Source organism: Yersinia similis (assembly GCF_001053095.1).
GTDB lineage: Bacteria > Pseudomonadota > Gammaproteobacteria > Enterobacterales > Enterobacteriaceae > Yersinia > Yersinia similis.
On sequence record NZ_CGBP01000017.1, the window covers coordinates 21,227 to 45,308 of the forward strand.

Here is a 24,082-nt window from a genome sequence, read left to right on the forward strand (position 1 = left end):
ATGATCTGTCCGGTAATCGAACTGGCCCAGCAGTTAATTAAACGCCCATCGCTCAGCCCTTCAGATGCGGGTTGCCAAGAGATCATGATCCAGCGCCTAGCCGCCATCGGCTTTACCATCGAACCCATGAATTTTGGTGATACGCTTAATTTTTGGGCATGGCGTGGCGAAGGAGAAACGCTGGCATTTGCTGGTCACACGGATGTAGTGCCTACCGGTGACGAGAGCCACTGGAACAGCCCACCGTTTGAACCCACCATTCGTGACGGCATGTTGTATGGCCGAGGTGCCGCAGACATGAAAGGCTCACTGGCGGCAATGATCGTAGCAGCAGAGCGTTTTGTCGCCGCGCACCCGGACCATAAAGGCCGCCTGGCCTTTATGATAACCTCCGATGAAGAAGCCAAAGCCACCAACGGTACAGTAAAAGTGGTTGAAGCCCTGATGGCACGCCACGAGCGGCTGGATTATTGTCTGGTGGGCGAACCATCCAGTACTGACCGGGTTGGCGATATCGTGAAAAATGGCCGCCGTGGCTCCATCACCGCTAACTTGCGTATTCATGGAGTGCAAGGGCACGTGGCGTATCCTCATCTGGCGGATAATCCAGTTCATCGTGCTATGCCAGCGCTGAATGAATTGGTCGCCACCCAGTGGGATGAAGGCAATGCATTTTTCCCTGCCACCAGTATGCAAATCGCCAATTTACAGGCCGGTACGGGCAGCAATAATGTTATTCCCGGTGAATTTTATGTGCAGTTTAACTTCCGTTTCAGTACTGAACTGACTGACAGCCTGATCAAGCAACGGGTAGCCGCATTGCTGGATCGACATCAGCTTGATTACACCCTGGAATGGGTATTGTCTGGTCAACCTTTCCTGACCGCCAAAGGGGCGTTGGTGGATGCCGTGGTTAATGCCGTTAAGCATTACACTGAAATCACACCGCAACTGTTAACCACCGGGGGGACGTCAGATGGCCGCTTTATCGCGTTAATGGGAGCACAAGTGGTTGAGTTGGGGCCAGTCAATGCCACCATTCATAAAGTTAATGAATGTGTTAGCGCGGCTGATTTACAACTGCTCAGCCGTATGTACCAGAGAATCATGGAACAACTGATCGCATGACCGATAATATATTAACGCCGCAGATGCTTACTGGCCTTTCGACGGATCATTTGGTGGTGTTAAGTGGCAATCATCACCTACAGCCACAGGCGGTAGCGGCTTTTCACGCGATGCAACAAGCCGCTAAAGTTGCGGGGTTCGATTTACAACCGGCCAGTACTTTTCGCGATTTTGGCCGCCAATTGGCTATTTGGAATGGCAAATTTCGCGGTGAGCGGCCAGTATTAGATAAAGATAGTCAACCGATAGATATTTTCTCGTTAGATACCGCTGCCCGTTGTGAGGCGATATTGCGCTGGTCTGCCCTGCCGGGAACCAGCCGCCATCATTGGGGTAGTGACCTGGATATTTACGATCCATCGCTGCTGCCAGCCGGTGAGAAATTACAGTTAGAGCCATGGGAGTACGACGCGGGTGGCTACTTCTATCCGCTCACCCAATGGTTAAGTGCCCATATGGCAGAATTTGGTTTTTACCGACCATTCGCTAAAGATAATGGCGGGGTCGCGGTAGAACCCTGGCATTTGAGTTACCGCCCTTTGGCAGAACAGGCGGAACATTTGCTGACCCCCGAGATTCTACTGGCGGCCTGGCAATCACAAGATGTGGCAGGCAGTGAATGGCTGGCAAGTCATTTACCGATGATTTTTTCACGATTTATATGCCTTAAATAAGGCGAGTTGCCGGAAAGCGTCTAACGCGCAGACAACTTGCAGTATGACGGGTATTGCCACAACCAAAGGAACTTAACCATGCAATGGTTAGCAGATTACTGGTGGATCATTCTCATCTTGTTAGTAGGGATGATATTAAACGGCATTAAAGAGTTACGCCGTCTTGATCATAAGCGTTTTTTGGACAATAAACCGGAGCTACCGCCCCACCGTGACAATAATGCCCAGTGGGATGATGAAGATGACTGGCCGGATCAAAATAAGAAAAAGTAAGCAAGCCGCAAATAATATCCCATACAGCGCTACCACCTTATTCGCCAACTGAACATGGCGAAATGTGTAACCGTGGCAATCCCGCGCTCTTGTTCAAGAAGAGAACCTGTTTTCAAGAAAAGAACCGGTGTTCAAGAAAGAGAACCTGCGTGGGATTGCGCGAGGATGAACTGCTCGATTTGCGTAAGACTGGATAAACCTTCCATTGGGCCTTTGTGCGAAACCGCTAACGCACCGCTGGCATTGGCATATTGTAAGGTTTTTTCTACCGGGTAACCGGACAGTGCTACACAGCGCCTATGGTTTGGCAGACATGATCATTTTATCCACATCAATCATTGCCATCCCCTCAGCGGCTTCCTGACGCCAAAGCGCCACCAATGCCTTACGCCCTGTCAAACCAAGGGTGTTGATAATCTCAGCCTGAGGAGTACGTAACTGCAAATAGTGTCGTAACGCCGAAAGGGGCAACTCGGTGTGTAATAACAACCGCTGTAGTGCCGGTAAACTGGCCTCTAATGGGCGAAAAGCAAAAGCAAATCCTGCCAGTTCCCGCCAATCGTCGTCAGTTAACGTGACCTCCGGCGGTTCAGGCAGCCGTAAAAACAGCGGGGTTGGTATGTCAATCCATGGCTGTAACCAATACCAATCACGTTTTAACTGCTGCTCCGCCGACTGACAGAGTGCTTCCCCCGCAGGGCTAAGAGGTAACAACGCCATTGTGGTATAACAACCGCTGCTGGCCTCCTTATGGCTACCAATACGTACCAAACGAAAACCACAGCGGTGCCAAAAATGAGCCAACTCGGCAGTATAGCCAAAACTGACCGAAAGAAAATCACACTGCTGCTGGCGGGCGTGGGCCTGTTCTGCGGCAATCATCCGGCGGGCAATCCCTTGCTGCCGCCATGCTGCCATGACAGCAACCCGGCTGATACGCCGCGATAACAGCGTTGGAGCCTGCCACTGCCCGCTATGAGCGGCCAGTGATTGTGCCACCAGATTCCCTCTGGGCCGCCGCCGACCCGCCCAGACATCAAGGGCCAGTGCATCGCTCAATCCCCCTTCATCCACCAGCCACAATGCACCAATCACGGCATCGGCCACTCTGGCGGCAGAGAAATGCATACCCGGTGCATCCATTAGACGGCGTAAATCCAACGGTGTAGTGCGGTAATGAGCTGTAGTGAGTAAGCCATAAAAACGCCGCAGTAACTCCGGGTTATCTCGCCAATCGCGTTGTTCATAAAGGGTGATTTCGATCTGCGCCACAGGTGGCCGTTTTAGTAGGGACTGATTGCCGAGTAATTCATTGTTAAGCGATTTATTATTAAATAATTCATTATTGGACAATTTATTATTAAACAACGTATCGCTGGATAATTCATCATGGAACAACATGGCATTATCTATCACTCGCTCCAAGGGATCATCCGCGGCCCAGCGGATAGGGTCCGTCAACGTCAAATGATGCCAATCGCCCAGTGTCGCGCAGAATTTCAGTAAAAAGCCACGCCCCGAGCCCTCATATCCCTGCACCGTGGTGGTCAATAATGCCCGGGGGAAATACGCCAATAGTGCCGATAACAGCGGTGTCGGGATCGCCGCCGCTTCATCAATCAACAACCAGTCGATATCACTAACATCATGCCGCTGGCAATAATCCAACAGTGCGTCTGGTGCCCAAAATCTGGCCCGCTCCCCTGCTTGTTGATTAAGCACTTGCGTAGCCGCCTTACCCGGCCCAGTCACCCAACACCCCCCTTGCCAGTGGGCGACTAACATCCCGGCAAGTGTCGATTTACCGCGCCCACGAGCGGCTGTCAGTACCCAAATGCCGCTATCTGCCTGCATCAGACGCTGAAGAATATGCTGTTGTTGTGCGGTTGGTGAACCATCTGGCAGACGCCAACATGGGCGAGAACCCATCGCTGGCAATATGAGTGGCCGATCTTGCTGCCACAAAACTACATCGGGATCAGCCAAAAACTGGCGCTGTAAGTGGCGGATAAAGTTCTCAGTGACAATCGGAGCGGGCTGCTCACTCCAGCGCAAACTGTCTTTATCTGGCCACTGCGGCCAGCTCCCCCATTCCGGCACCAGCAATAGCAGCCAACTCCCCGCACGCAAGGTCCCTGCCAATATAGCCAGTGCCTCTATATTTAACCCATCGGTTGCATCAAATACGCCGTGTAAGTTTTCCTGCCCCAACAGAGTTCTTGCCGCTATTGGGCTGATACTATTGACACCTTCGGGAGGGTGCTCGCTCAACCATAGCCAATCGCCTGCCAGATGCTGGCGTAACATTACCGCCTGCTGCCGTGACCAATCGGCCTGACCACTGAGGATCAGCAAACGCCGGATCCCCTGCTGCGCCATCTGCGGTTGACTGGCAACGATGGGGTTGGTCATATTACGACTTGCCTATGACCAGTGAGAGCAAACCGGCGGCAATCAATGGCCCAACAGGGACGCCTTTGAACAAGGCAACCCCTAACACCGTCCCGACCAGCAGCCCCGCAACCACCGACGGTTGGTGTGTCATCAATAAGACACCTCGTCCGCCGAGCCACGATACCGCCACCCCCACAACAATGGCTAAGATAGATTTCCACTGAACAAATGAGTGCAATACCTCGCTGGCGCTGATTTTGCCACTGGCAATTGGTGCCATTACGCCGATAGTTAAAATCAAGACACCGATGGTTAACCCATATTTTTCCACCCACGGGAAAAATGAGTTCAGTGGCGTAATACGAATAGCGATCAATATTAGAATTGCCAATGTCACTGTCATGTTATGGCTGATGATCCCAAGCGCGGCCAGCGCCAAAAGGATCAATAACGTTGGATCAAGAGCGGCCATTACTTTATCCCTGTATTGCAATCAATGTCGGCACAAGCGTGCCAATCAGAGAAGAATAGGTCTTATGATTATCGATTAACGGATCAATCTAGCCTAACGGCTGGCAAACGTATTACAGCTATTAGGATCACCACTGTCAAACCCACGTTTAAACCAAGTATAACGTTGCTGAGAGGTACCGTGGGTAAAGCTATCCGGTACGACACGCCCTTGGCTTTGCTGTTGCAGCCGGTCATCGCCAATGGCCTGTGCCGCGTTGAGCGCTTCTTGTAAATCCCCCACTTCCAACACCTGTTGCTCTTCCATCGCTTTGCCCCAAACCCCGGCAAAACAGTCGGCTTGCAGCTCCATTTTTACCGATAAGCGATTACCTTCCGCCTGAGAAACGCCCTGCTGTTGCTGACGAACCTTAGCATCAATGCCCATTAGATGTTGTACGTGATGGCCGACTTCATGAGCAATAACATACGCCTGAGCAAAATCACCGCCCGCACCTAACTTATTCTTCATATCTTCATAGAAAGAGAGATCGATATAGATGGTGCCATCTGCCGGGCAATAAAACGGCCCCATTACTGACTGACCTGTGCCACAACCGGTCCGGGTTGCACCACGGTACATGACCAGTTTTGGATCCTGATAAGTCCGACCCATCTTCTGGAAGATAGGTTTCCAGGTATCTTCAGTATCGGCCAGGATGACCGAGGTGAATTTAGCATATTGGTCATCTTGCATACTGAAAGCTTTAGGAGAACGGGGCTGCGTCTGGGTTTGTGACATCGAATCACTGCCATTCAATAACGGCGTCAGATCAACGCCGTAGTAGCCCGCGACCAATACAATAATCAGAATAGCGATCCCTCCCTTGCCCCTTATTGGAGGCCGGAACCCACCGCCACCGCCGGAAGCATTCCCGCGACGATCTTCCACATTGTTACTTTCACGACGACCTTGCCAACGCATAGCACGACTCCCAGACAGATTTTCTACGCGTATCGTAGGAAATCGATAGATCGAATACCATTAAAAATAGCGGTGATTGATATAACTGGTGGGATTTCATTCAAATATAGACTGAATACAGGTGACACTGCAGAGTCAAAGGATAAAGAGTTGGGGGGAGATAGAGGCCACCTCCCCCGATAACGCTCACGACAGAGGAGCGTAATCGATTGCGCAGTTAGTCTAATTTTACGCCGATACGGTGCGCAACTTCTTCGTAGGCTTCAATCAAGCCGCCCAGGCTCTGACGATAACGGTCTTTATCCATCTTGTTCAGGGTTTTCTTGTCCCACAGACGGCTACCATCAGGAGAGAACTCATCCCCTAATACCACTTCACCGTTAAACAGACCGAACTCAAGTTTGAAATCCACCAAAATTAAACCGGCATCATCAAACAACTTGCTCAACACATCATTCGCCAAATAGCTCAGTTCTTTCATTCGAGCCAATTGCGCTTCTGTCGCCCAACCAAAGGTTTTACAGTAGGACTCATTAACCATCGGGTCATGCATTGCGTCATTTTTCAAAAAGAGGTCAAACAACGGTGGATTCAGTGACAAACCTTCTTCAATCCCCAGGCGCTTGACTAAAGAACCTGCAGCACGGTTACGAATAACGCACTCAACCGGGATCATCTCCAGTTTTTTCACCAGCACTTCGGTATCTGACAGTAGGCGTTCCATTTGGGTAGGAATACCCGCCTCTTCCAATTTCGCCATAATGAAATGGTTAAATCTATTATTGACCATGCCTTTACGATCGAACTGCTCAATGCGCTGACCATCCAGTGCTGACGTATCGTTACGGAACTCCAATACCAGTAGGTCAGGATTTTCGGTGGTATAGACGGTTTTCGCCTTCCCACGATACAACTCAGCTAGCTTTTGCATCTTATTACTCCAGTGATGTGACCATTTTAGTCGTCATGAAATAACTAAAGGGGCCGAAGCCCCTTTAGTTTTATTTTATCGCGGTTGCGCTAGTCTGGCTAAACGCCGCCTGGAATACCGCCACCAACGCATCATTCTGCGCCTGGGTTAAGGTACGCCCTTTCGGACCGAGGAACTGTAAGCTACTGCGGTTATCAAGGTCACCGACTTGTAGCTTATAATCGCCTTCTGGCAATTCAGGATCTTTGGCACCCAGCGCGTCCCAGCTACTGCTACTCATTGATTTACTGGTAACGCTGACAGTACCTTGCGGACGGCTGCGGTCAGTCACTTTCATGCCAACTTTCTCAAGCGCAGCAGGCAGACGTTCCCAGACAACCGCATAAGGGGCACGGACAATCAGCAGAGGCAAGCCAGTATCGTCACTGCCGCTTTGTACATCCAGCGTACCGACTTTACGGGAGGCCTGACTACTCTCGCTATCAGTACGCACTTTATCCAAACCTTCGATAATAGCATTCAGCATTGCGCTGTTATAGCGCTGGATCTCGCTATACTGAGTGACGGTTTTCCCCCCTTGTTGTAACTCAAGGGATTTCACCACTAACGCCAACTGATAGCCTTGTTCCTGCACACTTATCTGGTAACGGCCTTCGAACTGTACATCTTCATCTGCCCGATTCCATTTGATCCAATCAGTAGTCAGCGTTTGGCTGGCATCCTGACGGCTGGCTATCGGCCAGTTATGATCTTGCAGAACACGAGTAATCTGGACCCACAGATCGCGGTTTTGCGGGCTATTCTCTAACAATAGCTTGCTGGTATCGGTCGCATTTTCGGCGCGGGAGCCACTTAACAATGTCAGTGGTTGTACCGGTGGACGAATATCCAACTGTTTGCCCACAGCGCCTTGCGAATTGACGGTACGGACATCAAACTCACCATTTTGCACCGGCAGGATCATACCTGATGGAGCATTGAGTGGTTTTAGCCCTGGCGCTGTAAGATAAGACTCGTCACCACTCACCTGGCGTTTGTAGCGTTGGTCAGTCGAGCAGGCGGCCAGTAACATTACCAGCGAAACACCTACAACTTTTACCACCGTCGATTTTTGCAATGATATTGCCATCAAATTTCCCTAAGAAGTTACAGCAAACCTGCGCTTTTCAACGCGTCTTCCACAATCCGTTTGGCCGGATCAGTCAGTGGGGTCATTGGCAGGCGCATAGTATCATTCGCCATTAATCCCAGCCTCTTCGCGGCCCATTTAACCGGAATTGGGTTTGCTTCTACAAATAAATGCTGATGCAACGGCATCAAGCGCTGATTCAAACGGCGACCTTCGGCGAAATTGCCCTGTGCCGCTAATGCGCACAGTTCAACCATTTCACGGGCGGCGATATTTGCCGTCACAGAAATAACACCTTTACCACCCAGTTGCATAAAGTCCAGTCCACTCGCATCATCACCACTGAGCAGGATGAAATCTTCATCATCAACCAGCACTTGGATCTGACTAACCCGACTTAAGTTCCCTGTTGCTTCTTTAACAGCAACAATATTTTTAATTTTCGCTAAGCGAGCAATGGTTGGCGGCAACATATCGCAACCCGTACGCGAAGGCACATTATAAAGAATTTGTGGCAAATCGGTACTTTCAGCGATCGCTTTAAAATGTTGATATAACCCTTCCTGCATTGGCCGGTTATAATATGGCGTCACCGTTAAGCAGCCCACAACACCGGTATCGTTAAACCGCTGAGTGAGAGAAATTGCTTCGGAGGTGGAATTGGCCCCCGTTCCGGCAATCACTGGGATCCGACCATCAGCCAGTTCGAGTGTCTGCATGACCACATCGACATGCTCATCATGATTCAATGTTGCTGACTCACCCGTCGTCCCCACAGAGACAATCGCCGCAGTACCACTGGCCACGTGGTAATCAATCAGACTCTTCAGGCTTGCACGATCAACATCACCGTTGTCGTCCATTGGCGTTATTAGCGCAACTATGCTGCCTGTAAACATTGGGCTTCCCGTAAACATTGGCTATCACCTCCTCAAACAAGTTCCTCATGGTACTTTTGACCTCTATCCAAAAGCAAGTAAACAACTGTGTTGTAAGCGCTTGGCAGCAGGTTTTTTTTATGTTTACCATGGTAACCCCAAAGAGCATGACAGGAAGAGTGATTTTGCCGCAGCTTGATGAACATTATCTGGTCATTACCGCACTCGGTGCTGACCGCCCAGGGATCGTCAATACCATCACCCGCCATGTCAGTAGCTGCGGTTGTAATATTGAAGATAGCCGGCTGGCTATGTTCGGTGAGGAGTTCACATTTATTATGCTGCTGTCAGGCAGTTGGAACGCCATTACCCTACTGGAATCGACCCTGCCGCAAAAAGGCGCAGAGCTTGATTTGCTGATTGTCATGAAGCGAACCAATGCTCAGGGGCAGAAAGCCATGCCAACCACTGTCTGGGTAAAAGTTGAAGTGAATGACTCCCCCCACATTATTGAACGGTTTACCAACCTGTTCCATTGCCACAATATGAATATCGCGGAGTTAGTCTCCAAAACTCAGCCGGCTGACGGCGAGACACCGCCATTGCTGCATATACAGATGAGTGCACACAGTCCCGCCAGCCAAAACAGCTCGGTAATTGAACATGATTTTTATCAACTCTGTACAGAACTCAATGCGCAGGGCAGTATTAGCGTAGTGAGCTATCCACAGCATGATGACCGAATGGAGAGTTAGTGATGAGCCCATTGAAAGCCGGTGATATAGCGCCGAAATTTAGTTTACCCGATCAAGATGGCGAGCAAATTAGTTTGGCCGACTTCCAGGGACAGCGTGTATTGGTTTATTTTTATCCCAAAGCCATGACACCTGGTTGTACCGTTCAGGCCTGTGGTTTGCGCGATAATATGGATGAACTGAAAAGCGCGGGAGTGGAAGTGCTGGGTATCAGCACCGATAAACCCGAAAAACTGTCTCGTTTCGCTGAAAAAGAACTCTTAAATTTCACGCTTCTATCTGATGAACATCATGAAGTTGCGGAACAATTTGGCGTTTGGGGCGAAAAGAGCTTTATGGGTAAAACCTATGATGGCATCCACCGTATCAGCTTCTTAATTGATGCTAACGGTAAAGTGGAACATGTGTTTGATAATTTTAAGACTAATAATCATCACGATATCGTGATGGACTACTTACGCCAAAATGCCTAAGGTTTCCTGGCTATTTATTGGTCAAAAAATTAACCTCAAGAGCGCTCTGGCGCTCTTGAGGTTATTGACAAAGTGCCAGTGGCAGAAATTAAAAATTAATTATTTTATCGACTAAACTCAGATTCATTATCAGGGAAGGACAAATTCAGCGCTGAAATTATTTTATCCGCGTTTTCTTCTGAGATATGTAGCAGCACCATACAGCGGTCAAAATGAAATTTTATTACTGTTCATCATATCGATGACAGCATTATATTATTTATCAATCAGCTGATATGAAAAATCTGACTCTGTAAAAATCACCTCAAACTGACTTTACTTAGAGTCACGGTATGTGTGTACTTATCGATTGATATATAGAAATAAGGAATAACTTCATCTTTTTTAATCCACTTTTCAGATAGCCCATCATGATCTGATACCCTGTATCCTAAGGTAGTGAGATGATTTTTAACGTCAGATAAACGAACATCATCCCTATAGACAATACTACTTTCTCTTGGCTGACTCCCGTCCTGAGCTGTAAATATAAAATAATAAGATTCAGCTGCCCTTGGGGCAGACCTAATATCTTTGTCTGTATACAGATAATATGCCCAGATATTTGACCTTGTATACCCGTCTCTCCCCTCTGCCACCTTTTGCATACTGCAATCGATAAGAAAAAAAATAATAATAATGACCAGACAAATAAAAATGAGTCTTTTCAAAATCTTCATTATCTAATTACTCAATTGAGTGATGATTCCAGCTTTCTTACTGGTGCGAATAACAGTGTCATCATTTGGATGACATTTATAGGGTGTAACCTGCATCATAAATCGGGGAAGTTGTCCTTTATAGGGTTTGGGACAGATGAATTTCTCCGCAGGATCAGGAAATAAAAGAGGTAAAAAACCAGTATTCTTATAACGCCCAATAGATCCATAGTGATCCCATCGGCGGAGCGCTGACGCCTTACTAACAATCTTTAGCTCCCCCCAATATGTTCGGGGAAAATTAGCCCTGTAGAAGCCAAATAAATCAGAGATAAGATCTTCACCACTGAACCCACTGTCAGTATACCAACTGAAAAAAGACATTGATTGCCAGTTTTCAAATGCAACAGCAGTGCTCATCATCATAGCCAAAGCTATACCCCGTCTTTCAGTGAGTGTTCTGCCTTTCTTTACCTGCCAGACGTTAAAACGTCCGGTAGCAAACCGGCTTAACCCCATCGTTTGTTCATAACGCACCTGGTAATAGGCTTTACCACTTGATTCACCAATGGAAAACCGGGTCATAAGCGCACGAATATCATCACCACGTGCATGCCCCATATCAATCCAGCCCAAAATTTCTGAATAAATAAGTCCTTTTCGGATACCGTTTTCTGAACCAAATCTGGATGTATCTAAAATATCTTCACGTTTACTCATCCCTGATATCCCTTTTTGCTTAAAAATATGCCCTATGATAGTGATCGGTAGTTATGTGTTGACAGGTATCATACAGTAATTCCGACTTAACCCAAATTTACGGCCCGTTCAATACAAGTCTACGTTTTAGTGACTTATTTCCCTCTGCGTTCTTTGAGTATTAAAGCCATCTGCTTCTCAAAAATTAAACACCACCAGATGCCATGAATTATCCCTGAAGAGCAAGGTAATCTCTTCGGTACCGGCGCTCACAATCAGTCGCTTAAATACTGACATACCGGTCAACTCAGTATTTATTCGTCGGTTCCCGCCATCTGGCTCCAAATATTGTGGATTAATGACGGTTTGCGGTGTACCACTAACGTTGGATGTTCATTGGCCAGTAAAGGTGGGCGACTTCATCGCGGATAACCTCGAAATAGATGGCAGCATCGACCTTGTGAACCAGATGATGTTACGGCGACAGCTCTTCAAGGGTGACCATTTCGAGTTGATATTGTTGCAGAGTTGATATTGTTGCAGAGCAGATTTTTTTTAGCCTGTTTCTATGAGTTCAAAGTCCCGACCAAGAAGCCAGGACTTTGTTATCAACGTATTTACTAATCCGCGTCAGGAATGAATTCTTCTGGCCAGGCATGGATAACCGCTTTGACCAACGTTGCCAGCGGAATAGCAAAAAATACGCCCCAGAAACCCCACATACCGCCAAAAATGATCACTGACAGAATAATCACTAGCGGATGCAGATTAACGGCTTCAGAGAACAGCACGGGGACCAACAAGTTGCCATCCAGCCCTTGCACCACTAAATAGGCAACAAAAAGCGTCCAAAAATCAGCCCCTATACCCCATTGGAACAATGCGACCAACACCACAGGGATGGTGACAATCACTGCACCAATATAAGGAATCAGCACCGAGAACCCCACCAGTACCGCCAATAGTAGGGCGTAATTCATCCCCATGATAAAGAACACTAGATAAGTGGCAATGCCCACAATCACCATTTCCAGCACTTTGCCACGAATATAGTTAGTAATCTGTTGGTTCATCTCCACCCATACCTGCCCGGCCAAACCACGGTTACGCGGCAAAACACGGCGCACCGCATTGAGCATCTGTTCTTTATCTTTTAGTAAGAAGAACAGCATCAATGGGACCAAAATCAGATAAATAGCCAATGTCAGCAAGCCAATCAAAGAGGCCAGGGAAAATTTAACCACGGAGTCGCCGAGACCCGACATTTTACTGCGTAGATTTTCTGCCATCATATCGACAATACCAGCATCGACCAGTGCCGGATAACGAGCCGGTAATGTATGAGCAAAATCATTGAATTTATTGATCATCTTTGGCATATCTGACGCCAGATTAATCCCTTGCTGCCAAGCCGTTGGTGCCACGACAAATACCGCTAACAGCATGATACTAACAAATATCACAAAGACGATACTGGCCGCCCAGGATCGTGAACAACCAATACGCTGCAAGCGGGCAGTTGGCCACTCTAATAAATAAGCCAGAACAATAGCAGCTAGCAAAGGCGCTAAAATACCGCTGAAGAAGTAGAGAATACAGAAACCCGCCAGTAAGATAACCAGTAACGTAATGACCTGCGGATCAGTAAAACGACGGCGATACCATTGTAACAACAGCTCTAGCATCCGAAATGGCTCCTTAAATACGATGAGAAATCCACAAATTGGCGGATCCCTTTAACCCCCCGGCAAGCAGGGGCAGAACCCGAAGGTAAGGTGTTACCATCAGCGCCCTTAATCACCATTCCTTTATAATTATTTCTTTATAACTAAAGGCTGGCTAAGATAGTGGTGAGCCTCAACAACGGATGATGAGCTTAGCCTTTGACGTATTTGAACATATTTTTGTGATCTAACTCGCTTTCGTGATGATTGTACTGGAGAGCTGCGCAAGGAAGAAGAACTCTTACACATTACGGAGTCTAATTGTCATTACAATAGCAGGGGCAGTCTCGTTTATGACAAGTCGGTTAAGTAAGACAGTGATCACCACACTACTCAGTAGCTTGCTGCTCACCGGGCCAATATCTGCTGGAGCTGAAACCCAAGACCTACTACCCGATATAGGTACCTCGGCAGGTGCCACTCTCAGTATTGATCAGGAAATGGCAATGGGGGACTTTTATGTCCGCCAAATGCGTGCCAGCGCACCGTTGATTTATGACCCCCTATTGACACAGTACATCAATACACTGGGTAACAGGTTGGTTGCCAACGCTAACTCAGTGCGCACCCCATTCCATTTCTATCTGGTGAATAACGATCAGATTAATGCCTTCGCCTTTTTTGGCGGTAACGTGGTGCTTCACTCTGCGCTATTCCGTTATACCGATAACGAAAGCGAGTTGGCATCCGTATTAGCCCATGAGATTTCTCACGTCACTCAGCGCCATTTAGCCAGAGCGATGGAAGAACAACAACGGCTCGCCCCACTAACCTGGGTGGGAGTGTTAGGATCAATTCTGCTGACAATGGCCAGCCCACAAGCAGGCATGGCAGGGTTAAGTGGAACATTGGCTGGCGCTCAGCAGGGCATTATCAGTTTTACTCAAGGCAATGAGCAAGAAGCTGACCGAATTGGTATTCAGGTATTACAACGTTCTGGGTTTGATCCGCAAGCCATGCCTAATTTTCTGCAAAAACTAGCCGATCAGTCACGATATGTCTCTAAACCACCCGAAATGTTATTGACTCACCCCTTACCAGACAGCCGTTTATCTGATGCCCGTAACCGCGCAAATCAGATGAAACCGCACCCTATCGCCTCATCGCAAGATTATCTCTTTGCCAAAATGCGTATTTTGGGTATGTACGGCGCGGATGAAAATAGCCTGACCCCTGAGTTGCTGGATAAGTTAAGTAAAGGCACGGTACGTGAGCAACTGGCGGCAAAATACGGTCAGGCAGTCCAGCTTTATCAGGCAAAAAAATATGATGAAGCCCGTAACTTGCTACAACCTCTACTGACGCAGCAACCCGGCAATATTTGGTTCCTCGATCTCATGACGGATATCGATCTGGGGCAGAATAAATCAGCTGCCGCCATCGCACGTTTACAAAATGCGATGGTAAAACAGAATGATGAGCCGGTACTGCAACTGAATCTGGCTAACGCCTATGTTCAGGGGGGGCAACCGGCAGCAGCCATCAAACTGCTACATCGTTATACTTTTGCCTATCCGAATGACCCGAATGGCTGGGATCTATTAGCACAAGCAACGGCCACACAAGGTTTACGCGATCAAGAACTGGCGGCGCGGGCGGAGAGTCTGGCGTTGAGCGGCAAGTTGACACAGGCCATTGGCTTACTCAGCGATGCCAGTGCGCGGGTGAAGTTAGGCAGCCTGGAACAAGCCCGTTATGATGCTCGTATTGACCAGTTACGGCAGTTAAACGAGCGTTTTCGTAAATATCAGAAGTCCTGATCGGGGCAATATTGCTTGGCAAGCGGTCTATTGGCAAATAGCACCTAGCCTGTTGATAAACAGCAGGCTAGCTAAGAGGATCACAGCAAGGAAAGTTATCATGAAAGATGTCACTATTTATCACAATCCACGCTGCTCCAAGAGCCGGGAAACACTCGCATTGGTAGAGCAGCAAGGTATTACACCGCAGGTCGTGCTGTATTTAGATACCCCGCCCTCAGTGGAAAAGTTAAAGGAATTGCTGCAGCAACTGGGCTTCAGTGACGCACGCCAGTTAATGCGTACCAAAGAAGATCTCTACAAGACACTGAACTTGGATGCCAGTGGGCTGACGCAAAATCAGTTATTACAAGCCATGGAGGATAATCCAAAGCTTATTGAACGCCCTATCGTGGTTGCTCAGGGAAAAGCCCGCATTGGCCGCCCACCAGAGCAAGTGCTTGAGATATTGAAGTGATCGCGACCTATACCCAAAGTCATTGGTGTTACAGTTAAGTAGCAAACGAATGGCAAAAATTACCGGGAGCAGATTTAAACGCGGCTGGCAGTGGCCTCGCAGTGGCGAGGCCATATATGGGCCGAGTAGCGAACATTAATGGGTCAAGTATTAATGGATACAAACAGGGCGGTAGCACCAATGACCAAGGGCATAGTTAAAGACTAAGAATTTCTTTAACAAATGGGATGGTAAGTTTACGTTGTGCAGTAATTGAGGCCCGATCAAGTTGATCCAACGTCATAAATAAAGTGCGCATTTCTCGGTCTAACCGCTTAAGTAAAAAGCGGCCAACATCTTCTGGTAATTCAAAACCACGTAATTTGGCGCGTAACTGCAAAGCCTGCAATTTTTCATCGTCTGACAGCGGCTGCAATTTATAAATCTGCCCCCAATCCAGACGCGAGGCCAGATCCGGCAAGCCAAGATTGAGTTGACGCGGTGGGCGATCGCCGGTGATTAATAAACGGGTACGGCCCGTTTCTACAATGCGGTTATAGAGATTGAACATCGCCATTTCCCACTGCTCGTCACCTGCAATACACTCAATATTATCAATGCAGACCAGTGCCAATTGCTCCATCCCCTCTAACACTTCAGGTATGAAGTAAGCGCGTTTATCCAGCGGAACATACCCCACCGCCTCACCTTGCTGCGATAGCTCAGCACAAGCGGCATGTAACAAATGGCTACGTCCACCGCCTTCTCGCGACCAGAAATAGATATAACTGCCATGAGGCTGATGAACGGCGGATTGGATCGCTGCTAACAGGGATGGGTTCTCCCCTGGATAAAAACTGGCAAAAGTTTCATCATCGGGAAGATAAAGTGGCAGTGAAAGCTGTGCCGGCGTATTCAGAAGCACCTCAACCAACAAAACGGGCGGGAAAACGTGATGAGTTTACCACAAAAATTTATAACAACATAAAAACCTGAATTTGGTGAGAAATGGGCTGAACTGGCGATCGCAGTTCAGCCCTATCTGGTTTTTATACGGCTAGATATTATTTATGCAACAAGCATATTATTGATACAACTGGGATCGTGCCAACACAGACTTAAATCAGTGCGTGGGCTTTTCGTCCTGCGCATCAATAATTTCTTCTTCCGTGCGAATCAAGCTGATCACTTTGAACAACAGGCTAAGACCGATACCGACCACGGTCGCTAACGCCATGCCTTTCAATTCTGTTGCGCCGATATTCACTTTCGCACCGCTCACCCCGATGATCAGAATAACCGAGGTTAAAATCAGGTTTTGTGCTTTGTTATAGTCAACTTTTGACTCGATCAGTACACGAATACCCGACGCCCCAATGACACCATACAACAGTAGAGAAACACCGCCCATGACGGGTACCGGTACGGCTTGGATCGCCGCCGCCAGTTTACCCACACAGGACAGCATAATCGCCAGAATAGCAGCGCCGCCAATCACCCAAGTACTGTAAACCTTGGTGATCGCCATAACACCGATATTCTCACCGTAAGTGGTATTGGGTGTGGAACCGAAGAAACCCGAAATCACCGTAGAAATCCCGTTGGCAAACATGGAGCGGTGCAGGCCCGGATCGCGGATCAGATCTTTTTTCACGATATTGGCCGTTACCACTAAATGCCCAACATGTTCGGCAATCACCACTAACGCCGCAGGTAAAATGGTTAAAATGGCAAACCACTCAAAACGTGGAGTATAGAAAGTGGGCAACGCGAACCAATGTGCATCACGAATCGGTGTTAGATCAACCACCCCCATAACGAATGACAAGGTATAGCCCACCAACACACCAATCAAAATAGGGATAATCGCGAAGAAGCCGCGGAACAGCACCGAGCCCAGAATGGTTACCCCTAAGGTCACCAGTGAAATGGTGATGGTCGTTGAATCTGCCGTTACGCCCTCAGCAGGCAGCAGCCCCGCCATACCCGCAGCAACCCCAGCCAACTCCAGGCCGATAACCGCGACAATCGCCCCCATAGCTGCCGGTGGGAAGATGACATCCAACCACCCGGTCCCCGCTTTTTTTACAATCAGCGCCACCAGACAGAACAGCAGGCCACACATGATAAAACCGCCTAACGCAACTTCATACCCCAGCGGCAACAACAGCAATACCGGTGAGATAAAAGCAAAACTGGAACCCAAATACGCTGGAATTTTGCCCTTACAGATAAATAAATAGAGCAAAGTACCAATGCCATTGAACAACAGCACAGTCGCCGGATTAATTTTAAACAGAATAGGAACTAAAACTGTGGCACCAAACATAGCGAATAAATGTTGAAAACTCAGGGGAATTGTCTGAAGCAGCGGTGGGCGCTCGCTAACACCAATGGTGCGACGGCTCATTATTTCGATCCTCTTAATCATGGTTATATTGTGTTGTCTTGTTTAGCGCTGTCTTGTTTAGCGTTGTCTTGTTTAGCGTTATGTACCCTATGGGCTTGGCGTTGCCGCAATATTAGCCACAGTGATGCCAACGACTTTGGGGTATAAAAATGGTCATACAAAAAATTCAAAAAAAAGCCGACTTTCGCGTCGGCTATCATCGTTATTTAGTTCCGAAAATCTTATCCCCGGCATCACCCAAGCCAGGGATAATATAACCGTGTTCATTCAGACCCTGATCGATGGAGGCGGTGTACAATTCAACGTCCGGATGCGCTTCTTCCAGCGCCTTGATACCTTCTGGTGCCGCAACCAACACCAATACCTTGATGCTCTGGCAGCCTGCTTTCTTTAGCAAATCGATAGTGGCAATCATAGAGCCACCGGTGGCCAACATTGGGTCAACCACTAATGCCATGCGTTCGTTGATATTGGAAACTAACTTCTGGAAATACGGTACCGGTTTCAGCGTCTCTTCATCGCGATACACCCCTACCACGCTGATACGCGCACTGGGTACATTTTCCAGCACCCCTTCCATCATCCCCAGACCAGCACGCAGAATTGGCACCACTGTAATTTTCTTACCTTTAATCTGTTCTATTTCAACCGGCCCATTCCAACCTTCGATGGTCACTGTTTCAGTTTCCAGATCTGCGGTTGCTACGTAAGTCAGCAAACTCCCCACCTCGGAAGCCAATTCGCGAAAACGTTTTGTGCTGATATCATTCTCACGCATCAAACCAAGTTTATGTTTTACTAGCGGGTGCTTCACCTCAACGATCTTCATTATTTTTCTCCTGGTTAGGCGGTCGACGGCCAAAAAAATCGCGAGATTATACCGCCTTTCTTTTTGAACGCCATAATGAATAGCCTGATTCAGATCAATAGAGAATCAATTGTACGCCAAGAATGCTAAAAATCAGGGTGATATCACAAGCCACTCGCAAACGTTTGCCTGCGCTGTTAGAATTGTCGCGTTTTCTTCCTGCACCCTAAATAATTCGAGTTGCGGGAAGGCGGCAAGCAATATAATCCCGATGAGTCTATTTATTTTAAGGTCAACGACTTATTTTAAGGTCAACAACTTATTTTAAGATCAACAACCAGTAAGTGATTCGGGTGATTACACATAGCCAATGCACATGTAGCTTGACGTATTACGGGTATAAGCTCAAACAGACAACCGCCGTGGGGACCTCGCAGTGACCAACAAAACCTCTCTCAGTTATAAAGACGCAGGTGTAGATATTGATGCCGGCAATGACCTTGTTGATCGCATAAAAGGTGTGGTTAAACAAACCCGTCGACCAGAAGTCATGGGCGGATTAGGAGGGTTCGGTGCCCTGTGCGCGTTGCCGCAAAAATACCGTGAACCTATTCTGGTTTCGGGTACGGATGGCGTCGGTACCAAGTTGCGTCTGGCGATGGACCTGAAACGTCACGATACTATCGGTATCGATTTAGTCGCGATGTGTGTCAACGATCTGGTGGTCCAGGGCGCAGAGCCGCTGTTCTTCCTCGACTACTTTGCAACCGGTAAGCTGGATGTGGATACTGCAGCCAGTGTGATTACCGGGATTGCCGAAGGCTGTAAACAATCGGGTTGTGCGTTGGTTGGCGGTGAAACCGCAGAAATGCCGGGCATGTACCACGGCGATGATTATGACGTTGCTGGCTTCTGTGTGGGTGTCGTAGAGAAATCTGAAATCATCGATGGCAGTAAAGTGACACCCGGTGATGTATTGGTCGCCTTAGGCGCTAGCGGCCCACACTCCAACGGTTATTCATTAGTCCGCAAAATTCTGGAAGTCAGTAACACCAATCCAGAACAGACCTCGTTGGAAGGCAAATCTCTGGCCGATCATTTGCTAGAACCGACCAAAATCTATGTGAAATCAATCCTCAGCCTGATTGAACAATTAGATATCCACGCCATTGCTCATCTGACCGGTGGTGGCTTCTGGGAAAATATCCCGCGCGTGTTACCGCAAGGCATGCAAGCCGTTATCGACGAAGCCAGTTGGCAGTGGCCAGCAGTATTCAGTTGGCTGCAACAAGCTGGCAATGTCAGCCGCCACGAGATGTATCGCACCTTTAACTGTGGCGTCGGTATGGTTGTTGTGTTGCCTGCAGAACTGGCCGATAAAGCGGTTGAGCTGTTGACAGCCTCAGGCGAAAAAGCCTGGAAAATAGGTGTGATTGCTGCGGCAACTGAGGGTGCTGAGCAGGTTATCATTAATCCGTAATATTGCTGATTAATCGGGTTGTTCGGCAAGTGGGCCTCGCCTCTGCGAGGCTTATCGATGATCCGGGTAAGTAATTCGGGTAAGTGAACGTAGCTAACACCCCTGCAGCTTCAAGTACGAAGGGTATATGAAAAAAATTGTCGTATTAGTTTCAGGCCAGGGAAGTAATTTACAAGCACTCATCGATGCCCAGCAGCAAGGGCGTATCTCTGGCAAGATCTGCGCTGTATTCAGCAATAATCCTGCAGCTTATGGTTTGAAACGTGCTGAATCCGCGGGGATCCCTCATCATGCACTGGATGCCAAGGCCTTTACTGACCGCGCCAGTTTTGATCTGGCTTTGGCACAGGCCATCGACCAATATCAACCTGATTTATTGGTCCTCGCAGGTTATATGCGCATTCTCAGTCCAGAGTTTGTTAAACACTACGCTGGCCGAATGTTGAATATTCACCCCTCACTGTTGCCCAAATATCCAGGGCTGCATACCCACCGCCAGGCACTCGAAAACGGTGATCAAGAGCATGGTACTTCTGTGCATTTTGTTACCGAAGAGTTGGATGGCGGCCCGGTGATCCTGCAAGCCAAAGTGCCGATTTTCAGCGATGACAGCGAAGAAGATGTGGTGGAGCGGGTGCAAACCCAAGAGCACAGCATTTACCCATTGGTTGTCAGTTGGTTTACCGATGGCCGCCTGGCAATGCACGACAACGCGGCCTGGCTGGATGGGGAGCGTTTGCCGTTGCAGGGTTATGCTGCCGAATAACCTTCCCTTCGTACTTGAAGCAGCATAAATACTGTTCAAACGGCTTCCCGACTAATTTGTCTCTCAGTGACCAGCTGCCTACAACTCTCCAATAACGTTGGGGATGCTCATTAATTAAAAGTGATGTCGATCTAATATTCGCGTTTTTGCCTGTATATAATCGCCCAAAACTGGCGCTGAGGTTATAATTCTGGCGACAGCGATTGCTGCCGCCACTGAGGAGTCAACATGTCTACCACTAGCAGCGTCAGATTGCGCCCACTGGAACGGGAAGATCTGCCGTTTGTTCATCAGTTAGATAATAATGCCAGCATTATGCGCTATTGGTTTGAAGAACCTTATGAAGCCTTTGTTGAGTTGTGTGATCTGTATGATAAACATATCCATGACCAAAGTGAGCGCCGCTTTATTATTGAAAGTCAGGGAACAAAAATTGGCCTGGTCGAATTAGTTGAGATTAATCATATTCACCGCCGCGCTGAATTTCAGATCATTATCGATCCAACCCATCAAGGTAGAGGCTACGCCGGTGCCGCGGCTAAATTAGCGATGGAGTATGGTTTTTCGGTACTGAATTTGTACAAACTTTATCTGATTGTGGATAAAGAAAATGAGAAAGCCATTCATATCTACAGCAAATTAGGCTTTGAAATCGAAGGCGAATTGAAGCAAGAGTTCTTTATCAATGGTGAATACCGTACTGTTATCCGTATGTGTATTTTCCAACCACAATATTTGGCTAAATATAAAACACCATCGATAAAAAATGCTTAATACGTTGGGGTCATATGGCCCCAATTGTTTTCTCCCCGTTATACCCGTCATACATCAAGCTATATATGCATTGGCTATGTTCAATTACCCGAATCACTTACTGAGTGCCAGCAAAGACAACAACGGAAAATCATCTCTCATCGCTAAAGCCGTCAGTTCCTGTTTAAACTGTTGGCTCGAGCTATCTGTTGACTCACGGCAGGCATGGTAAGAATAAATAATATCAATGACGTCATCCTCCGTCAGTTGCCCGTTTTTAGTGGCGTAAGTACTGATGAGTACTTTCAGATAAAAATAATCAATTGCTACTAAATTAAATGCAGCGGTCACCGGTAGTTCGTTACCCATCGCCAATTGGTCATGATGAATACGATAGAGAATGTAATTACGCAATACCGACGTGTGCTGTAAGAAAAAAGGCAATGCATGTTGAGACCAGGCATTTTTCCATTGCGGTTCAGCATACGCATCGGTGAAACAGGCCAGTGCCGGATGTGCATAATTAGCGAGCATTTTTTTACCGCGGATATCAGGCAATTGCATCATAAAATGCCGTAGGCAAGCCAATAATTCCTTAACGGGGCCAGCATCAGGAACAACCGCCTGTAACTCGTTCGCTGCAACACCTGCCACCATGGCATTGATTAATTCGTCACGCAGGCTATCGATTTCAGCCATTTTAATTTTATTAATGCCATTGAAAGCCTGATAGCTCTGCAAAAATTGATTTATTGCCCAAAGATTTTCTTCAATATTGTCCTGTTGATTCATTGCTAGCGCCGCACAGGCACGATTAGCCAACCGCTCCTCCGTCACAATCTCAGACGCCTTAAAATAATCATATTGATTGATAATAGAAAAACGCAGTGTTAACGCATCTGCTGAAAATAATACCTGTCGAGTCACTTCTGGGCAGGAGAGCGACATACTTTTAATTTTTTGATTTTTATAAATATGCTCAACGCGAGGATACGTGGCACAAGAGGTACTCAACGCATTAATACCGGTGTGCTTATAAATTTGGCATAAACGCTGCTCATCAAGAAAAGGGCAATTCCCCTGATTATCTGGGTTGATATTAGCCCAGGATGCCAGGCTGTCTTGAGTAACAGAAATATGGCTTATGGCGATACGCTTAATATCGGAGTAGGGGCTTTTGATGTATCTCTGATAACGGTTTTTATCGAGCGTAATACTCACGCCTTTGCAGCAGTGTTCACGGCAAGCCGCACCAACACAGCTAAACGTCTCCATAAAATCGGGTTGGGTTATCAGTAGTTCTTTCACTTAACGTTTCCATTCAATAGTCACTCATAACAAACGACATAAAAAATGGAAACTTAAATCGTGAAAGATAAATCCAGTAAATACGAGGTTATTGACAAAGTGCCCGCGACGGAGAGAACAGGCAGATCGTAAAGACGCCGTAAATACATCCATGTAGGCTCGAGCCGCGCCATCCTTGGCGCGGACGCTTTACTCCTCTGCCTATCCTCACCGTTCAAGATTGAGTCATCGGGGTTTGTCAGCAGTCTGAGTAAATACCTTATTTTGTAATGACTGGTTTTGTAACAGCCAGCGTCAGGACAACTCACGTCAGAACAACCAACCTCATTCAGCACTCTATTAACCATAGCGGCCGGTAATATAATCTTCCGTCTGACGCTGATGTGGCGAGGTGAATAACGCATCGGTATTGTTATATTCCACCAAACGCCCCTGATGAATAAACGCCGTGTAATCTGAAACTCGCGCGGCCTGTTGCATATTGTGGGTCACTAATACCACCGTGTATTGCTGCTTCAAGGTCGTAATCAGCTCTTCAATGGTTAGCGTCGATATCGGGTCTAAAGCGGAAGTCGGTTCATCCAGCAATAATACTTCTGGTTCAATGGCAATCGCTCTGGCGATGACTAACCGTTGCTGCTGGCCGCTGGAGAGGCGAAACGCATTTTCCCGCAACCTATCCTTCACTTCATGCCATAACGCCGCCGCCCGTAGCGAACGCTCAACCGCATCGTCAAGGACCCGCCGGTCACGGACCCCTTGTAGGCGTAAACCGTATACCACATTCTCATAAATGGATTTAGGAAATGGGTTAGGCCGTTGAAAGACCATACCAACTCGGCGACGTAATGTGGCGACATCGGTGGTTTTATCGGTGATAATTTCATCACCCAGCCGGATCTCTCCTTCAGAATGGCAGTTATCCAGCAGGTCATTCATCCGGTTAAAGCAGCGTAACAACGTGGATTTACCACAACCTGAAGGGCCAATCAACGCCGTGACCCGATGCTTGGGGACACAGAATGAGATGTCATGCAGTACCTGCTTATCGCCATAAAATAAATTGAGCCTCTCGACCGCCAGTGCAGTTTGCTCATCAGTCAAATGCTGTACATCAAGTAGCGGCAAAGAATTCGGCGTCAAAAGTCCCATATCATGTCCTGCAGGTTA

The 24,082-nt window shown here is 47.8% G+C and carries 25 protein-coding genes; 10 read left to right on the top strand and 15 right to left on the bottom strand.

The window, feature by feature from the left end:
* The 3 genes from dapE (at nt 1) to AC971_RS13340 (ending at nt 2,075) form a co-directional block, all read left to right on the top strand.
* On the top strand, nt 1-1,128 hold the full coding sequence (dapE, locus tag AC971_RS13330; protein ID WP_025384471.1) for a succinyl-diaminopimelate desuccinylase: 1,128 nt from the start codon (nt 1-3) through the stop codon (nt 1,126-1,128).
* Nucleotides 1,125-1,802 carry a M15 family metallopeptidase gene (locus tag AC971_RS13335; protein WP_025384472.1) on the top strand — a complete coding sequence of 226 codons (678 nt, stop codon included), beginning with the start codon at nt 1,125-1,127 and terminating at the stop codon, nt 1,800-1,802. Before dapE ends, AC971_RS13335 begins: the two co-directional genes overlap by 4 nt.
* A gap of 78 nt (nt 1,803-1,880) precedes the next feature.
* Nucleotides 1,881-2,075: a YpfN family protein gene (locus AC971_RS13340; protein ID WP_002208551.1), complete on the top strand. Its 195-nt coding sequence runs from the start codon at nt 1,881-1,883 to the stop codon at nt 2,073-2,075.
* Nucleotides 2,076-2,372: 297 nt separating this feature from the next.
* Here the strand turns inward: AC971_RS13340 and AC971_RS13345 are convergent, their stop codons facing one another.
* The 6 genes from AC971_RS13345 to dapA form a co-directional block, all read right to left on the bottom strand.
* Nucleotides 2,373-4,487, bottom strand: a complete 2,115-nt coding sequence (locus tag AC971_RS13345) for a tRNA(Met) cytidine acetyltransferase TmcA (RefSeq protein ID WP_025384473.1) — start codon at nt 4,485-4,487, stop codon at nt 2,373-2,375.
* A gap of 1 nt (nt 4,488) precedes the next feature.
* Nucleotides 4,489-4,941, bottom strand: coding sequence for a DUF441 domain-containing protein (locus AC971_RS13350; protein ID WP_025384474.1), 453 nt, complete (start codon nt 4,939-4,941; stop codon nt 4,489-4,491).
* 93 nt (nt 4,942-5,034) lie between these two features.
* On the bottom strand, nt 5,035-5,904 hold the full coding sequence (gene ypfJ, locus AC971_RS13355) for a KPN_02809 family neutral zinc metallopeptidase (RefSeq protein WP_025384475.1): 870 nt from the start codon (nt 5,902-5,904) through the stop codon (nt 5,035-5,037).
* A gap of 217 nt (nt 5,905-6,121) precedes the next feature.
* Entirely contained in the window at nt 6,122-6,835 is a 714-nt protein-coding gene (gene purC, locus AC971_RS13360; RefSeq protein ID WP_025384476.1) for a phosphoribosylaminoimidazolesuccinocarboxamide synthase, read from the bottom strand.
* 70 nt (nt 6,836-6,905) lie between these two features.
* A complete protein-coding gene (gene bamC / locus AC971_RS13365; protein WP_025384477.1) occupies nt 6,906-7,964 on the bottom strand; it encodes an outer membrane protein assembly factor BamC in 1,059 nt (352 codons plus the stop codon).
* Nucleotides 7,965-7,981: 17 nt separating this feature from the next.
* Nucleotides 7,982-8,863: a 4-hydroxy-tetrahydrodipicolinate synthase gene (dapA, locus tag AC971_RS13370; RefSeq protein WP_002227834.1), complete on the bottom strand. Its 882-nt coding sequence runs from the start codon at nt 8,861-8,863 to the stop codon at nt 7,982-7,984.
* 164 nt (nt 8,864-9,027) lie between these two features.
* On the opposite strand from dapA, the gene AC971_RS13375 reads away from it, so the two are divergent.
* Entirely contained in the window at nt 9,028-9,597 is a 570-nt protein-coding gene (locus AC971_RS13375) for a glycine cleavage system transcriptional repressor (RefSeq protein WP_025384478.1), read from the top strand.
* A gap of 2 nt (nt 9,598-9,599) precedes the next feature.
* Nucleotides 9,600-10,070, top strand: coding sequence for a thioredoxin-dependent thiol peroxidase (gene bcp, locus AC971_RS13380; RefSeq protein ID WP_025384479.1), 471 nt, complete (start codon nt 9,600-9,602; stop codon nt 10,068-10,070).
* Between the two features lie 299 nt (nt 10,071-10,369).
* Here the strand turns inward: bcp and AC971_RS25640 are convergent, their stop codons facing one another.
* From AC971_RS25640 to AC971_RS13395, 3 genes are all read right to left on the bottom strand, one after another.
* Complete coding sequence (locus AC971_RS25640; RefSeq protein ID WP_025384480.1) at nt 10,370-10,789, bottom strand: hypothetical protein; 420 nt, start codon at nt 10,787-10,789, stop codon at nt 10,370-10,372.
* Nucleotides 10,790-10,792: 3 nt separating this feature from the next.
* Nucleotides 10,793-11,488 (bottom strand): hypothetical protein, encoded by a 696-nt coding sequence (locus AC971_RS13390; RefSeq protein WP_025384481.1) that lies wholly within the window; start codon nt 11,486-11,488, stop codon nt 10,793-10,795.
* 599 nt (nt 11,489-12,087) lie between these two features.
* The gene (locus AC971_RS13395; protein ID WP_025384482.1) at nt 12,088-13,152 is read right to left on the bottom strand and encodes an AI-2E family transporter; all 1,065 of its coding nucleotides are present in this window, start codon (nt 13,150-13,152) and stop codon (nt 12,088-12,090) included.
* A gap of 332 nt (nt 13,153-13,484) precedes the next feature.
* On the opposite strand from AC971_RS13395, the gene bepA reads away from it, so the two are divergent.
* Together bepA and arsC are read left to right on the top strand one after the other, a co-directional pair.
* A complete protein-coding gene (gene bepA, locus AC971_RS13400) occupies nt 13,485-14,951 on the top strand; it encodes a beta-barrel assembly-enhancing protease (protein ID WP_025384483.1) in 1,467 nt (488 codons plus the stop codon).
* Between the two features lie 100 nt (nt 14,952-15,051).
* The gene (gene arsC, locus AC971_RS13405; protein WP_025384484.1) at nt 15,052-15,408 is read left to right on the top strand and encodes an arsenate reductase (glutaredoxin); all 357 of its coding nucleotides are present in this window, start codon (nt 15,052-15,054) and stop codon (nt 15,406-15,408) included.
* 196 nt (nt 15,409-15,604) lie between these two features.
* Here the strand turns inward: arsC and hda are convergent, their stop codons facing one another.
* From hda to upp, 3 genes are all read right to left on the bottom strand, one after another.
* Nucleotides 15,605-16,312, bottom strand: a complete 708-nt coding sequence (gene hda, locus AC971_RS13410; RefSeq protein WP_002228401.1) for a DnaA inactivator Hda — start codon at nt 16,310-16,312, stop codon at nt 15,605-15,607.
* 198 nt (nt 16,313-16,510) lie between these two features.
* The gene (uraA, locus tag AC971_RS13415) at nt 16,511-17,797 is read right to left on the bottom strand and encodes a uracil permease (RefSeq protein ID WP_025384485.1); all 1,287 of its coding nucleotides are present in this window, start codon (nt 17,795-17,797) and stop codon (nt 16,511-16,513) included.
* A 202-nt stretch (nt 17,798-17,999) separates the two neighbouring features.
* The gene (gene upp / locus AC971_RS13420; RefSeq protein ID WP_002209776.1) at nt 18,000-18,626 is read right to left on the bottom strand and encodes a uracil phosphoribosyltransferase; all 627 of its coding nucleotides are present in this window, start codon (nt 18,624-18,626) and stop codon (nt 18,000-18,002) included.
* Between the two features lie 415 nt (nt 18,627-19,041).
* Here upp and purM point away from each other — a divergent pair, with 415 nt between their 5' ends.
* From purM to speG, 3 genes are all read left to right on the top strand, one after another.
* Nucleotides 19,042-20,085, top strand: coding sequence for a phosphoribosylformylglycinamidine cyclo-ligase (gene purM / locus AC971_RS13425; RefSeq protein WP_025384486.1), 1,044 nt, complete (start codon nt 19,042-19,044; stop codon nt 20,083-20,085).
* 127 nt (nt 20,086-20,212) lie between these two features.
* Nucleotides 20,213-20,851, top strand: a complete 639-nt coding sequence (purN, locus tag AC971_RS13430; protein WP_025384487.1) for a phosphoribosylglycinamide formyltransferase — start codon at nt 20,213-20,215, stop codon at nt 20,849-20,851.
* A gap of 228 nt (nt 20,852-21,079) precedes the next feature.
* Nucleotides 21,080-21,625 carry a spermidine N1-acetyltransferase gene (gene speG, locus AC971_RS13435; RefSeq protein ID WP_048677689.1) on the top strand — a complete coding sequence of 182 codons (546 nt, stop codon included), beginning with the start codon at nt 21,080-21,082 and terminating at the stop codon, nt 21,623-21,625.
* 93 nt (nt 21,626-21,718) lie between these two features.
* Here speG and fliB read toward each other — a convergent pair whose 3' ends face one another.
* The 3 genes from fliB to pstB all read right to left on the bottom strand — a co-directional run bounded on the left by fliB (nt 21,719) and on the right by pstB (nt 24,064).
* Nucleotides 21,719-22,912, bottom strand: a complete 1,194-nt coding sequence (gene fliB / locus AC971_RS23145) for a flagellin lysine-N-methylase (protein ID WP_071825414.1) — start codon at nt 22,910-22,912, stop codon at nt 21,719-21,721.
* A 24-nt stretch (nt 22,913-22,936) separates the two neighbouring features.
* Nucleotides 22,937-23,065, bottom strand: coding sequence for a gluconate 5-dehydrogenase (locus AC971_RS24340; protein ID WP_071825415.1), 129 nt, complete (start codon nt 23,063-23,065; stop codon nt 22,937-22,939).
* Nucleotides 23,066-23,251: 186 nt separating this feature from the next.
* Nucleotides 23,252-24,064 (bottom strand): phosphate ABC transporter ATP-binding protein PstB, encoded by an 813-nt coding sequence (gene pstB / locus AC971_RS13445; protein WP_025380819.1) that lies wholly within the window; start codon nt 24,062-24,064, stop codon nt 23,252-23,254.
* Nucleotides 24,065-24,082: the final 18 nt, after the last annotated feature.

Excerpts from the sequence above, each read along its gene's own strand:
- dapE (WP_025384471.1), top strand. The coding sequence starts at position 1 with ATGATCTGTCCGGTAATCGAACTGGCCCAGCAGTTAATTAAACGCCCA.
- AC971_RS13335 (WP_025384472.1), top strand. The coding sequence starts at position 1,125 with ATGACCGATAATATATTAACGCCGCAGATGCTTACTGGCCTTTCGACG.
- AC971_RS13340 (WP_002208551.1), top strand. The coding sequence starts at position 1,881 with ATGCAATGGTTAGCAGATTACTGGTGGATCATTCTCATCTTGTTAGTA.
- AC971_RS13345 (WP_025384473.1), bottom strand. The coding sequence starts at position 4,487 with ATGACCAACCCCATCGTTGCCAGTCAACCGCAGATGGCGCAGCAGGGG.
- AC971_RS13350 (WP_025384474.1), bottom strand. The coding sequence starts at position 4,941 with ATGGCCGCTCTTGATCCAACGTTATTGATCCTTTTGGCGCTGGCCGCG.
- ypfJ (WP_025384475.1), bottom strand. The coding sequence starts at position 5,904 with ATGCGTTGGCAAGGTCGTCGTGAAAGTAACAATGTGGAAGATCGTCGC.
- purC (WP_025384476.1), bottom strand. The coding sequence starts at position 6,835 with ATGCAAAAGCTAGCTGAGTTGTATCGTGGGAAGGCGAAAACCGTCTAT.
- bamC (WP_025384477.1), bottom strand. The coding sequence starts at position 7,964 with ATGGCAATATCATTGCAAAAATCGACGGTGGTAAAAGTTGTAGGTGTT.
- dapA (WP_002227834.1), bottom strand. The coding sequence starts at position 8,863 with ATGTTTACAGGCAGCATAGTTGCGCTAATAACGCCAATGGACGACAAC.
- bcp (WP_025384479.1), top strand. The coding sequence starts at position 9,600 with ATGAGCCCATTGAAAGCCGGTGATATAGCGCCGAAATTTAGTTTACCC.
- AC971_RS25640 (WP_025384480.1), bottom strand. The coding sequence starts at position 10,789 with ATGAAGATTTTGAAAAGACTCATTTTTATTTGTCTGGTCATTATTATT.
- AC971_RS13390 (WP_025384481.1), bottom strand. The coding sequence starts at position 11,488 with ATGAGTAAACGTGAAGATATTTTAGATACATCCAGATTTGGTTCAGAA.
- AC971_RS13395 (WP_025384482.1), bottom strand. The coding sequence starts at position 13,152 with ATGCTAGAGCTGTTGTTACAATGGTATCGCCGTCGTTTTACTGATCCG.
- bepA (WP_025384483.1), top strand. The coding sequence starts at position 13,485 with ATGACAAGTCGGTTAAGTAAGACAGTGATCACCACACTACTCAGTAGC.
- arsC (WP_025384484.1), top strand. The coding sequence starts at position 15,052 with ATGAAAGATGTCACTATTTATCACAATCCACGCTGCTCCAAGAGCCGG.
- uraA (WP_025384485.1), bottom strand. The coding sequence starts at position 17,797 with ATGAGCCGTCGCACCATTGGTGTTAGCGAGCGCCCACCGCTGCTTCAG.
- upp (WP_002209776.1), bottom strand. The coding sequence starts at position 18,626 with ATGAAGATCGTTGAGGTGAAGCACCCGCTAGTAAAACATAAACTTGGT.
- purN (WP_025384487.1), top strand. The coding sequence starts at position 20,213 with ATGAAAAAAATTGTCGTATTAGTTTCAGGCCAGGGAAGTAATTTACAA.
- speG (WP_048677689.1), top strand. The coding sequence starts at position 21,080 with ATGTCTACCACTAGCAGCGTCAGATTGCGCCCACTGGAACGGGAAGAT.
- AC971_RS24340 (WP_071825415.1), bottom strand. The coding sequence starts at position 23,065 with ATGGATGTATTTACGGCGTCTTTACGATCTGCCTGTTCTCTCCGTCGC.
- pstB (WP_025380819.1), bottom strand. The coding sequence starts at position 24,064 with ATGGGACTTTTGACGCCGAATTCTTTGCCGCTACTTGATGTACAGCAT.